Source organism: Stenotrophomonas daejeonensis, assembly GCF_001431505.1.
GTDB lineage: Bacteria > Pseudomonadota > Gammaproteobacteria > Xanthomonadales > Xanthomonadaceae > Stenotrophomonas > Stenotrophomonas daejeonensis.
Window position 1 is genome coordinate 17,748 of record NZ_LDJP01000068.1, and the last position, 12,609, is coordinate 30,356.

Genomic DNA, 12,609 nt, shown 5'->3' on the forward strand with positions numbered 1-12,609 from the left:
CGCCATGACCGCCACCCCGTCCTTCCCCGCCTTCCGCATCCACAACGACGACGCCGGCTACCGCGCCGGCATCGAGCAGGTAACGCTGGACCAGCTCGGCCCCGGCGAGGTGGTGGTACGCGCGCGCTGGTCGTCGGTGAACTACAAGGACGCGCTGGCCGGCACCGGCCAGGGCAAGATCCTGCGCCGCTTCCCGCTGGTGGGCGGCATCGACGTGGCCGGCGAGGTGGTGGCCTCGACCGACCCGGCATTCCGCGAGGGCGACGCGGTGCTGGTCACCGGCTGCGGCCTGAGCGAAACCCGCGACGGCGGCTACAGCCAATACGTGCGGCTGGAAGCGAAGTGGGTCATCCCGCTGCCGGCCGGGCTGTCGCTGCGCGAGGCGATGGTGCTGGGTACCGCCGGCTTCACCGCGGCGCTGGCGCTGCTGCGGATGAAGGACAACCGGCAGGCGCCGGAGCACGGCCCGCTCGCCGTGACCGGCGCCACCGGCGGGGTCGGCTCGCTGGCGGTGGACATCTTCAGCCGCGCCGGCTTCGAGGTGCATGCGATCAGCGGCAAGGCCGAAGCCGGGGACTACCTGACCACGCTGGGCGCCACGCAGGTGCTGGGCCGCGAGGCGCTGGCCACCGCCCGGCCGATGGAGTCGGCGCGCTTCGGCGGCGGCCTGGACAACGTCGGCGGGCCGATGCTGACCAGCCTGCTGGCGCAGACCGCGCCCTACGGCAACGTCGCCTCGGCCGGGCTGGCCGCCAGCGCGCAGCTGGACATGACGGTGATGCCGTTCATCATCCGCGGCGTGTCGCTGCTGGGCGTGGCCTCGGCCGGCACCGCGCGCGACATCCGCGAGCAGGTCTGGCGGCACCTGGGCGACGACTGGAAGCCGCGCCACCTGGACACCGTGTGCACCCGCGAGGTCGGGCTGGCCGAACTGCCGGACGTGTTCGCCACGATGCTGGCCGGGCAGTCGTTCGGCCGCACCGTGGTCAGGATCGACTGAAGCCGGTTGCACGCAGCGTGACGCAAGCGGCTTCACGCCGCCACGGCAGCGGCCTACACTGCCCGGATTCTTGGGGAAGAATTCTTGGGGAGAACCATGGCACGCATCCTGATCGTCGATGATTCGCCATCGCAGTTGCTGGGCATCCAGCGCATCGTCGAAAAACTGGGGCACGAGACCTTCACCGCCACCGATGGCGCGGCCGGCGTGGAAGCGGCCAAGGCGGTGCTGCCCGATCTGGTGCTGATGGACGTGGTGATGCCCAACCTCAACGGTTTCCAGGCCACGCGCACGCTCAAGCGCGAGGCCAGCACCACCCACATCCCGGTGGTGCTGGTGACCACCAAGGACCAGGACACCGACCGCCTGTGGGGCATGCGCCAGGGCGCCAAGGCCTACATCACCAAGCCGTTCTCGGAGAGCGATCTTTCCGAAGTGATCGCGCGGGTGTTCGAGGGCGGCGAGCCACCGGCCGCCTGACCCGTACGAACGGGCTGATCCTGTAGATGCGGGGCTTGCCCCGCATGAAGCTTTCCCGGGAGGGCCCCGTGTGGGGCAAGCCCCACACCTACGCAGTCGTAGGTCGGGGCTACGCCCCCGACGCGTCCTGCCCATCGCCATCGGGGCCGTAGCCCCGACCTACACCTTCTCGCCGAAGGCCTTGGCCAGCGCGCGGTAGGCCTTCTGCTGCGCTTCGTTGGTCGCCACCGGCGCGACGACCTCCAGTTCCACGATCTGGTCGCCATCGGGCTTGCCCGGCAGGCCGCGGCCGCGCAGGCGCAGCTTGCGGCCGCTGTCCGAGTCGGCCGGCACCTTCAGTTCCACCGCCCCGCCCAGGGTCGGCACGCTGATGCCGGTACCCAGCGCGGCCTGCCACGGCGTCACCTGCAGGGTGTAAAGGATGTTGCGGCCATCGACCTCGAACTGCGGGTGCGCGGCGTATTCCACTTCCAGCATCAGGTTGCCGCCGCCGCTGCCCTGCCCGGCCAGCCGGATCACCTGCCCCGGGCGGATGCCCTTGGGCACGCGCACGTCCAGCTGGCGGCCATCGACGTTGATGCGCAGCGAGTCGCCGGCGTAGGCGGCCTCCAGCGGTACCGACAGCTTGGCGCGGGTGTCGCGCGGCGGCTGCGGGCCGGCGCTGCCGCCGAAACCGTCGAAGCCGCCCCGCGCGCGGCCGCCGCGCTGACGCGCGAACAGGCTCTCGAAGAAGTCGCTGAAACCGCCGCCGGCGCCACCGCCGCCGAACACCTCCTCGAAGTCGAAGCCCTGCCCGCCACCGAAATCCGGCGGCGCCTGGAACTCCTCGCCGGGCCGGTAGCCGCGCGCGCGCAGCTGGTCGTAGGCCTGGCGCTTGGCCGGGTCGCGCAGCGCCTCGTAGGCTTCGTTGACCGCCTTGAACTGCTCCTCGGCGCCGGCTTCCTTGCTCACGTCCGGGTGGTACTTGCGCGCCAGCCGCCGGTAGGCGGTCTTGATCTCGGCGTCGCCGGCCGTGGGTTCGACGCCCAGCGTCGCGTAGTAATCCTTGAATTCCATCCAGACACCTTTCGGAAAAGTCGGGTCGATCGCCCCGCGACGATGGCCGCCACATGTTCGGCAAGCACAGGAGTGCCATTCTAGCGGTCGCGGCGCCGGCCTCGCCCCCATGCCGGAAAATGCTGCGTGAAGGCGGTCTTTTCAAGCCGTTGACGCCACCCTTGCACCCGACCACTAGACTGCACCCAGACCCAGGAGCCCCCCATGACCATCCACGTCGGCGACGCCATTCCGGAAGTGACCCTCAAGCGCATCCGCGAGGGCATGGAAACCATCGACACGCACGCCCTGTTCGACGGCCGCAAGGTGGTGCTGTTCGCCGTGCCCGGCGCGTTCACGCCCACCTGCTCGGCGCGCCACCTGCCCGGCTTCGTCGAGCACTTCGAGCAGTTCCGTGGCCGCGGCATCGAGGTGTACTGCATGGCGGTGAACGACCCCTTCGTGATGCAGGCCTGGGCGCAGGCGCAGTCGGTGCCCGATGGGCTGCAGATGCTGTCCGACGGCAACGGCGACTTCACCCGCGCGCTGGGGCTGGAAATGGACGCCAGCGGCTCGGGCATGGGCATGCGCTGCCGCCGCTTCGCGCTGTATGCGGAGAACGGCACCGTCCGCGCCATCCATGTCGAGGAGCCGGGCAAGTTCGAGGTGTCCTCGGCCGAATACATGCTCGCCCATCTCCCCGAATAGCGATTCCCGACCCAAGGAGCAGCCAGCCATGAGCAAGCCCTCTCCCACCAGGACCACCGCCAAGGCCACCGGCCCGGCCGGCATCAGCGACCGCAGGACCCTGCGCGCCAATGCCCGCAAGCGCATCGAGGACGGCGCGGTCACCCCGACCTACAGCGCCGACCGTACGGCGGTGGTCAAGCTGCTCAACGACGCGCTGGCCACCGAGTGGGTGTGCGTGCTGCGCTACTACCGCCACTACTACATGGCCAAGGGCATGCTCGCCGACGCGGTGAAGGCCGAGTTCCTGGAGCACGCGCAGCAGGAGCAGGCCCACGCCGGCATGCTGGCCGAGCGCATCGTGCAACTGGGCGGCGAACCGGACTTCGACCCGGACACGCTCACCGCGCGCTCGCACGCCGAATACAAGGAAGGCGGCAACCTGCGCGACATGGTGCGCGAGAACCTGGTCGCCGAGCGCATCGCCATCGACAGCTACCGCGAGATGATCAACTTCGTCGGCGACAAGGACACCACCACCAAGCGCATCCTCGAACACATCCTCGCGCAGGAGGAGGAGCACGCCGACGATTTCGCCGACATGCTCGAGGGCTGGATCGGCGAGTAGCAACGCCGCCGCCAACGAATGCTTTCGTAGGTGCCGGGCTTGCCCGGCACGGAGCCGTTCCCATCACCGGTCACGGAAAGCGTGCGGGGCAAGCCCCGCACCTACGGCGCCGCGCCGCTCAACGCACCACGCGGAAGTGCACCCGCGTCCACGCGCCATCGGCGGCCAGCGCGGTGAGCACGTGCTCGCCCGGTTCGTCGAAGTCGCGCACGAAGCCGCGCGCGCCCTGGGTCTGCGCGATCCAGCGCCCGTCCAGCAGCCATTCCACCGTCGCCTCGCTGCCCAGCGCGCGCAGTTGCAGGCGCGGGCCATGCGTGGCGCCGGGCGCGCGCGCCAGCGTGGCGCGGTCGTTGAGGCCATCCACGTGCAGCACGCCGTCGTTGCCGCGTTCGTCGGGCGGGCACCCCGGCGCCAGCGGCGGCAGGCGCTGTGCCTGCCGTTGCGCCTGCGACAACCACGGCGAGGCCAGCGCCGGCCAGCGCGCCAGTTCGCGTTCGGCGCGTTGCGCATGTCCCTCGCATCCAGCCGATACCCGCAACCCGCTGCGCGCATCGACCTCGAAACGCACCCGGCCCGACTGCCACAGCCGCGCCTCGCGCTCGGCGAAGGTGGGCGGCACCGCCTCGTCCAGCACCAGCGCCTGCATCCGCCTCTGGCACATCGCCGGCGGCGTCCGCGCGGCGGCGATGCCCAGCGGCCAGCACACCTCCACCTCGCCGACGCTGGCCGGCATCGCGCGCGCGGCAGCGTCGCCGGGCTGGCGCGGCAGGCTGTCGATCACCTCGAACATCAGCGGCAGCGCGGTGACCGCGCCGTACTGGCCGGGCAGCGGCGTGCCGTCGGGGCGGCCCACCCACACACCGACGGTGTAGCGGCGGGTACCGCCGATCGCCCAGGCATCGCGGTAGCCGTAGCTGGTGCCGGTCTTCCACGCCACCGGCGGGCGGCCGCCGGTATCGAAGGTGCCTGCGCCGTAGCCGGGGCGCGGATTGGATTCGAGGATGTCGCGCACGATCCACGCCGCACCCGGCGACACCAGCCGGCGTTCGACCAGCGGATCGTCCGGCGTGTAGCGCACGCGGCCGGCGATGCCCTCGCGGTTGAGCGCGGCGAAGGCGCCGACCAGGTCCTCCAGCCGCGCGCCGGTGCCGCCGAGGATCAGCGCCAGGTTCGGCTGCGTGCCACGCGGGAAGCGCAGCTTGATGCCGGCATTGTTCAGGCGCGCGGCGAAGCGCGACGGGCCGACGCGGTCGAGCAGGTCCACCGCCGGCACGTTCAACGACAGCCGCAGCGCGGTGGCCGCGCCTACCGGGCCGTTGAACGCGGCGTCGAAATTGCCCGGGCGGTAGCCGCCGAAGCTCTGCGGCGCATCGACCAGCAGGCTTTCGGAATGGATCAGGCCGTCGTCCAGCGCCATGCCATACAGGAATGGCTTGAGCGTGGAGCCGGGCGAGCGCCACGCCTGCACCATGTCCACGTGGCCCAGCCGTTGCTTGTCGCCGAACGCGACCGAGCCGACGTAGGCGCGCGCCTCCAGCGTGGCGTTGTCCATCACCAGCAGCGCGGCGGAAGTGCGCTCGGGCAGTTGCGAGAAATACGCGGCCACCCGTTCCTCCAGCGTGCGCTGCAGGCCGCTGTCGAGCGTGGTTTCGATATGCGCCGCGCGCGGCTGTTGGCTGCGCAACCGCTGCGCCAGCAGTGCCGCGTGTAGCGGTTGCCGCAGCGAGCGCGTCACCACCGGCTCGATGCGCGCGTCGGCGACTTCCTCGGCCGACCACACGCCGAGGTCGGCCATGCGCGCCAGCACCTTGTCGCGGGCTTGCCGCGCGGCTTCCGGGTGGCGGTCCGGGCGCAGCCGGCTGGGCGATTGCGGCAGCACCGCGAGCAAGGCGGCTTCGGCATGCGACAACCGCGCCGCCGGTTTGCCGAGGTAGGCCCAACTGGCCGCCTCCACGCCTTCGATGGTGCCGCCATAGGGCGCGCGTTCCAGGTACAGGTCGAGGATCTGCGTCTTGTCCAGGTGCGCTTCCAGCTGCAGCGCGCGCAGCACCTGCTTGAGCTTGCCCCACGGCGTGCGCGTATGCGGGTCGAGGATGCGCGCCACCTGCATGGTCAGGGTGGAGCCGCCGGAGACGATGCGGCGTTCGCGCAGCATCTGCTTGCCGGCGCGCAGCAGCGCCCACGGGTTGATGCCGGGGTGGCGCCAGAACCAGCGGTCTTCGTAGGTCAGCAGCGCCTGCAGGTACAGCGGGGAAATGGCGTCCGCATCGGCCGGGTAGCGCCACACGCCCTCGGCATCGGCGAAGGCGCGCAGCGGGGTGCCGTCGCGGGCGACGACCAGGGTACTGGTGTCACGCGATTGCGGCAGTGGTGGCGGGAAGGCGAGGTCGAGGACCAGCAGCAGCGTCAGCAGCGCTGCCGTGCCCCAACGCAGCCAGGGCAGGAAGCGGGACAGAAGCCGGGGCTTTGCCTGCATTTCCGCATGATGGCTGCGTTCGCCCCTCACCCCAACCCCTCTCCCGGGGGGAGAGGGGCTTTTCTCCCGCGCCCTGTCGTCATGGCTGCACGACGGTGATCGTGCTCGGGTTGGAGCGCCCCACGCCACGCAGCTCGGGGCGGTACATGTCCTCGGCCAGCGGCGGCGGCACGGTGTAGGTGCCGGGGGTAACCGCGCGCACCAGGTAGAACACACGCGCGGTACGGCCACGGCGCAGGTTCAGCGCGGTCACGTAGCGGTCGTCGCGGAACTCCTCGTGGCGGGCGTCGGCTTCGCCGGAGCGGTCGCTGACCCGGATGCCGTCCACCACCACGTCGGCCCACTGCTTCGCATCGCCGAGGTTGAAGTTCTCGATCTCCAGCCCGGCCGGCAGCAGGTCGGTCAGCAGCGCGTCGGGCATGGCGGTGTTGGCGGTGACGCTCAACCGCACGATCAGCGCCTCGCCTTCCTTCAGCGGGCGCGGCGTCCACGGCTTGCCGTCGGTGGTGTACCAGGCGCGCTCGATGCCGATCACGCTGTTGTCCGGCGCCGGTGCCTGCCGCGGGATGCCGGCCACTTCCAGGCTGGCGAACATCGGCGCCTGCCCCTGCGGCGCGAAGCGCACGCCCTGCGCCAGCTGCGCGGCATCGAACACGCGCGCGAACGCCTTGCGCTCGCCGATGGCCTCGCGCTCGCCGCCCACCGCCAGTTCGCCGGATACCAGCTTCTTCTGGTCGGCCATCAACGCCTTGCCCAACCGTGCCAGCGCCACCTTCTCCTGCGTGCTCAGCCACAGCCAGCCGCTGTTGCGGCGCGCATCCAGCTCGCGGCCCAGCGCGACCGCGCGGGCGTCGTAGGCGGGCTTGGACAGGCCGCGTTCGTGCAGCAGCGCGATCATCAGGGCGTCATCGCGCAGCCGGCTGCCGTAGTCGCCGAAGTACGCCGGGCGGTCGCTGCCGTCCCTGGCGAAGCCGGCGGCGATGGCGGCCTGCCCGCGCTTGCCGTCGCCCTGCAACGACAAGGCCATGCCCAGGTGCACCAGCGACAGGCCGGTGACCGCCTTGTCGCGCTCGTTGTCGTACAGCGCGCGCAGCGTACCCAGCGGGGCGCGGTTGACGCGGGCCAGCACGTAGCCCGAATACGCCTGGTTGGCGAACTTCAACGCGTCGCGGCGATCCTGCCCGTAGAACTGGTTGCCGCCGCTGAGCAGGTCCTCGCTGATCCGGTTCAACGCCTTCTGCAGCACGTTGTCCGGCACCGCGAAACCGGCGTCCTTGGCGTCGAGCAGGAACTCGGCGATGTACGGGGTCAGCGCCGGGTTGACGTAGTCGTCGTTGCCCCACATCGAGAAGTTGCCGTTGGCCACCTGCATCGAGGCCAGCCGCCCAAACGCGCCCTCCATGCGCTCGCGGCGGGCCTTGGCGTCCAGCCCGTCGGCACCGAGCATCGTCGAAGTGGCTTCGTCCAGCAGCAGCGCGGCATAGCCCTTGCTGGTGGTCTGCTCGGCGCAACCGTAGGGGTAATTCAACGCGCCCTGCAGGGCGCTGGCGAACGGGATCGGCGGCAACGCGCTGACCAGCATGCGCGCGTTGACCGAGCCGGCCATCATCCCGCTGGCGGAACCGCTGTCCAGCGTGACCGGCGCCAGCGGGTCGAGCGTGCGGGTCTGCGCGCGCAGCACCTGCGGCCATGCCGCGCGCACCGGCAGGTCGTAGCGGCGGTCGACCTTGAAGCCGTTGCCGTCCACGCGCACCCGCACCTTGGCGACGGTATAGCCCTCCTGCGCGCTGAGCGGGAAGCTCAGGGTCTGCTTGGCATCGGCCGCCAGCTGCACCTTGCGCGAGGCCTCGCCGATCGCCAGCGGGCCTTCGCCATCCACGCGCACGCTGAACTCGCCCGGCTTGCCGGTGAAGTTCTGCACGTCCAGCGTCACCGTGCTGCGGTCGCCCGGCGCCATCACCCGCGGCATGCTGGCCTCGGCCAGGATCGGCGCGCGCACCAGCGTCTCGACGTCGCGGTTGCCGTAGCGGTCGTCCGCATACACCAGCGCCGAGACGCGCAGCGTGCCGTTGAAATCCGGCACCGGCAGCTCGATGCGGGCATTGCCCTTGGCGTCCAACTTCACCGGGCCGGAGAACAGGTCCACGGTCTGCACCCGCGCGGTCGGCCGCTTGGCCTGCGGCAGCGCCTGCAGGGCCATGTCGCCGCCGAACTTGAGCTTGCCGCTGTTGCCCTCGAAGCTCTCGATGACGCGGCCGTAGATGTCGTAGGCATCCACGCCCAGCCGCCGTTGCGCGAAGAAATGCGCAGGGGCATCCGGTACCGGGAAGCGGGTGATGTTGAGGATGCCGACATCGACCGCCGAGACGGTGACGTGCGCCGGCTTGCCGGCCAGTTCCGGCACGCTGACGGTCACCGCCATCGGTTGCTCGGGACGCATCTGCTTCGGCGCGACCAGGCCCACCTCGACGCGGCGGTTGCCACGCTCCATCGGCACGTGCGCCACGCCCACCGCGCGTGCGGGGGTGATCCTGCTCGGCGCGCTGCCGCCGCGGAACACCAGCGCGGTGACGTAGACGTCGTGCCGCTCCCAGTCCTGCGTGACCGGGATCTCGAAGGTGCTGCCGGGCTTGGCCTCGATGTCCTGCACGTACAGCATCTCGTCGCTTTCGACCATCAGCACGCCGCGGCCGGCGTGCGGCGGGGTCAGCGTGACCTTGAGCGTGTCGCCGGCCTTGTAGCCGGTCTTGTCCAGCGCCAGCTTGACCTTGTCCGGGCGCGCGTCGAGGCCGCGGTTGTCGTCGTTCCAGCTCCAGCCGGCGCGGAACGGGTAGCGCATGGTCAGGCCGGTGGCCGGGTCGAACACGTCGACGCGGTACTCGCCCCACTCCACCGGGAAATCGAACTTCACCGACGTCTCGCCGGCGTCGAGGGTGCGGGTTTCCTTGTTCTCGAAGCGGCGGGTGAAGTCGTAGTCCCAGCGGTTGTCGTTGAAGCTCCAGTGGTAGTCGCGCAGTTCGCGCACCAGGGTGACCTTCAGCCCCTTGGCCGGCTGCGGCTTGCCGTCGGCATCCACGCGCAGCAGCTCGAAGCGCGCGTTGGCATTGGCGTCGGCGCCGTCGGCGTCGCTGAACAGCGGGCGCACCGCGACCAGCGCCGGCGCCGGCCACAGCACGCGCTTGAGCGTGCGGGTGACGGTGCGGCCGCCGGTCTCGTAGACGCTGCCGGACACCACCGCCGCCACCGGCGTGCCCTTGCCGGTTTCCTCGGGCAGGGCGATGTCTTCACGCAGCTTGCCGTCCTTGGGCAGGGTGGTATCGATGACGTCGTTGGCTTCGCGCGGCAGCTCCACGGTGGGGTCGCCGAAGAACCAGCCGGCCATCGACTCGACCGGGTGCTGCTCCACCGCCACCGCCAGCCGTGCGGTGAAGCGGTTGCCGTCGGCCGGTGCGCCGTACAGGTAGGCCGCATCGGCCTGCAGTTTCAGCGGCTCGCCGGGCTTGAGCGTCTTCTGCGCGCTGTCCAGGTCCAGCTTCATGCGCTCGGGCAGGAATTCCTCGATGCGCAGGGTCATGCCCTGTACCGCCTCCTTGCTGGCCGGGTCGGTGCGGAATTCCACCTGCCAGCGGCCGGTCGGCGCCTCGGCGGGAATGGCCTGCTCGAACGCGAAATAGCCCTGCTCGCCCGGTTGCAGCCGGGTTTCGCGGAACACCTTGCCGTCGGGCTGCTTCAGGCGCAGGAACACTGGTTGTGCCTTGACCGGCTTGCCGTCGTTGTCGCGCAGCAGCGCCGACACGCGCACGGTCTCGCCGGGGCGATACAGGTCGCGGCCGGACCAGGCGAACACGTCGAACCACGCGTTCTGGCGCCCGGCCACGGCGAATTCGCTCAGGTCCAGCGCCGGCTGGTTGAACGGCAGCATCGTGGTATCGCTGCCGCTGGCGGCCACCAGCACGTGCCCGGCGTCGAGCGTGTAGTTCAGCAGCGCGTTGCCGTTGGCGTCGGTCTGGCCCTTGAGGATGGTCTCGCCCTTGGCGTCGATGACCCGCAGGTCCACCTTCTTCGCCGCCGCGCCGCTGGCCAGCGAGGCGGTGTGCACGAACAGCGTGTCCTTGTAGGCGCGGGTGTGCAGGCCGATGTCGCTGACGGTGAAGAACGCGGTGTCGTACTCGTTGTCGAAGCTGCCGGTGCGCTTCATCACCGCGAAGTACAGCCCCGGCTGCTGCAGTTCCTTGACGTCCTGGATCGGCAGGTAGGTCAGCATCCGCTCGTTGGGCTTGCCGCCGAGCACGAAGCGGTTGACGTAGACCGGCTCGGCCAGCTGCGAGATCGGCGTGTGGTTGCCGTAGTCGCTGTCCAGCTCCCAGCTGCCGCGGCGGCCGCCGCGCTGGTACTGGCTGAAGAACGCCGGCAGGTTCTTCCCGGTCACCCGCAGGAACTCGACGTCGACCTCGGGCACGTTCACCGACACCACCGGCAGGCCGCGGCTGTCGCGCGCCGGCAGCACGCTGCCCTGCGAGGCGAAGCCGGCCGCGGGCGTCAGTTCGCCGGTGAACACCTGCTGGCGCACGTCCTTGCCGAGGCGGCTGCCGTCGGCGGCGAGCAGGTCGGCCGACACGATCAGGGTGTAATCCTTTGCCGCCTCGACGTAGGGGTAGCGCAGGGTCTTGCCGTCGTCGGACAGCGACCAGCTGCTGTCCTCGGTGCCGACCTTCTCCTCGAAGCGCAGCAGCTTGTCGAAGTCCTGCGTACCGACCAGCGGCCGGGAGAACTCCACCGCCAGCGCCAGCTCGCCGCCCTTCTGGTCCGGCCAGGTGCGCACCAGCGCGAATCCCTTGACCTCTTCCTGCTTGGCCTGGATCGCCTCGCCGCTGGCACCGGGGAGCTGGCCGGTTTCGTTGCGCTTGCAGCCGGCCACCGTTGCCAGCGCCAGCAGCGTGATGACGGCCCAGCGCATGTGCTTCCACTTCCTGTCGATCATGGCGTTCTCCTGCGGACGCGGCGAGTATAGCCGCCGCCCGCGCACGCCTTGTGTGCGCGCCGGCAAGCCTTCGTGGGCATGCCGGCGGCGCAGCGGCAGGTCAGGACGCGTCCGCCGGCACCCGCACCGCGCCTTCCATCAGCACCCGCGCCGAGCGCGACATCACCGCCTTGGTGACCACCCAGCGACCCTCGACCTGCGCCACCGCCGCGCCCACGCGCAGGGTGCCGGAGGGATGGCCGAAGCGCACCGCCTCACGGGTGCCGCCGCCAGCGGCGAGGTTGACGAGCGTGCCCGGGACGGCCGCCGCCGTGGCGATGGCCACCGAGGCCGTGCCCATCATCGCGTGGTGCAGCTTGCCCATCGACATCGCGCGCACGTTGAGGTCGATGTCGCCGGCCCCGATGCTCTTGCCGCTGCTGGACACGTAGGGCTTCGGCGGCGCGACGAATGCCACCTTCGGCGTGTGCTGGCGCTTGAGTGCCTCTTCCGGCGTTTTTATCAGCCCCATGCGCAGTGCGCCGGCCACGCGGATGGTTTCCAGCTTCGCCAGCGCCGCCTTGTCCTCGTTGATCGCCGGTTGCAGCTCGGTGCCGTCGTAGCCGATATCGGCGGCGTTGACGAACACGGTGGGAATGCCGGCGGTGATCATCGTCGCCTTCAGCGTGCCGATGCCCGGCACGTCGAGATCATCGACGAGGTTGCCGGTAGGGAACATGGAGCCACCCTCGCCTTCACCGTCATCGGACGGGTCGATGAACTCCAGCACGACCTCCGCCGCCGGGAAGGTCACGCCATCCAGCTCGAAGTCACCGGTTTCCTGTACCTGCCCATCGCTGACCGGCACATGCACGAGGATGGTCTTGCCGATGTTGGCCTGCCACACGCGCACGGTGACGGTGCCATCGCGCGGAATGCGTTCGGCGGGAATGAAGCCGTTGGCGATCGCGAACGGCCCCACCGCGGTGCTGAGGTTGCCGCAGTTGCCCGACCAGTCCACGAACGCGGTGTCGATGGACACCTGCCCGTACAGGTAGTCCACGTCGTGGTCCGGCACCGAGGCCGGGGCGACGATCACGCACTTGCTGGTGCTCGACGTCGCCCCGCCCATGCCGTCGGTGTGCTTGCCGTAGGGATCGGGCGAGCCGATCACCCGCATCAACAGCGCGTCGCGCGCCGGGCCGGGGGTCCGTGCTGCGGCCGGCAGGTCCTCAAGCCGGAAGAACACGCCCTTCGACGTGCCGCCACGCATGTAGGTGGCGGGAATCCTGAGTTGCGGCGCATGTTTCATGTTCGTCTCCTTGTTCCCTGTAGGAGCGACG

8 protein-coding genes are annotated in these 12,609 nt (G+C 70.4%); 4 read left to right on the forward strand and 4 right to left on the reverse strand.

From position 1 onward, the window contains the following. Positions 1-4: 4 nt before the first annotated feature. Positions 5-1,000 carry a YhdH/YhfP family quinone oxidoreductase gene (locus tag ABB34_RS11355; protein WP_057641442.1) on the forward strand — a complete coding sequence of 332 codons (996 nt, stop codon included), beginning with the start codon at positions 5-7 and terminating at the stop codon, positions 998-1,000. Positions 1,001-1,096: 96 nt separating this feature from the next. After that, positions 1,097-1,480: a twitching motility response regulator PilH gene (gene pilH, locus ABB34_RS11360; RefSeq protein ID WP_057641443.1), complete on the forward strand. Its 384-nt coding sequence runs from the start codon at positions 1,097-1,099 to the stop codon at positions 1,478-1,480. 159 nt (positions 1,481-1,639) lie between these two features. Here the strand turns inward: pilH and ABB34_RS11365 are convergent, their stop codons facing one another. Next, entirely contained in the window at positions 1,640-2,536 is an 897-nt protein-coding gene (locus ABB34_RS11365) for a DnaJ C-terminal domain-containing protein (RefSeq protein ID WP_057641444.1), read from the reverse strand. 204 nt (positions 2,537-2,740) lie between these two features. On the opposite strand from ABB34_RS11365, the gene ABB34_RS11370 reads away from it, so the two are divergent. Together ABB34_RS11370 and ABB34_RS11375 are read left to right on the forward strand one after the other, a co-directional pair. Further along, entirely contained in the window at positions 2,741-3,223 is a 483-nt protein-coding gene (locus tag ABB34_RS11370) for a peroxiredoxin (protein ID WP_057641445.1), read from the forward strand. A gap of 28 nt (positions 3,224-3,251) precedes the next feature. Beyond that, on the forward strand, positions 3,252-3,830 hold the full coding sequence (locus ABB34_RS11375; protein ID WP_057641446.1) for a ferritin-like domain-containing protein: 579 nt from the start codon (positions 3,252-3,254) through the stop codon (positions 3,828-3,830). Between the two features lie 118 nt (positions 3,831-3,948). Here the strand turns inward: ABB34_RS11375 and pbpC are convergent, their stop codons facing one another. The 3 genes from pbpC to prpF form a co-directional block, all read right to left on the reverse strand. Then, positions 3,949-6,306 (reverse strand): penicillin-binding protein 1C, encoded by a 2,358-nt coding sequence (gene pbpC, locus ABB34_RS11380; RefSeq protein ID WP_057641447.1) that lies wholly within the window; start codon positions 6,304-6,306, stop codon positions 3,949-3,951. 79 nt (positions 6,307-6,385) lie between these two features. Beyond that, on the reverse strand, positions 6,386-11,287 hold the full coding sequence (locus ABB34_RS11385; protein ID WP_057641477.1) for an alpha-2-macroglobulin family protein: 4,902 nt from the start codon (positions 11,285-11,287) through the stop codon (positions 6,386-6,388). 100 nt (positions 11,288-11,387) lie between these two features. Beyond that, the gene (gene prpF / locus ABB34_RS11390) at positions 11,388-12,578 is read right to left on the reverse strand and encodes a 2-methylaconitate cis-trans isomerase PrpF (RefSeq protein WP_057641448.1); all 1,191 of its coding nucleotides are present in this window, start codon (positions 12,576-12,578) and stop codon (positions 11,388-11,390) included. Between the last annotated feature and the right edge of the window lie 31 nt (positions 12,579-12,609).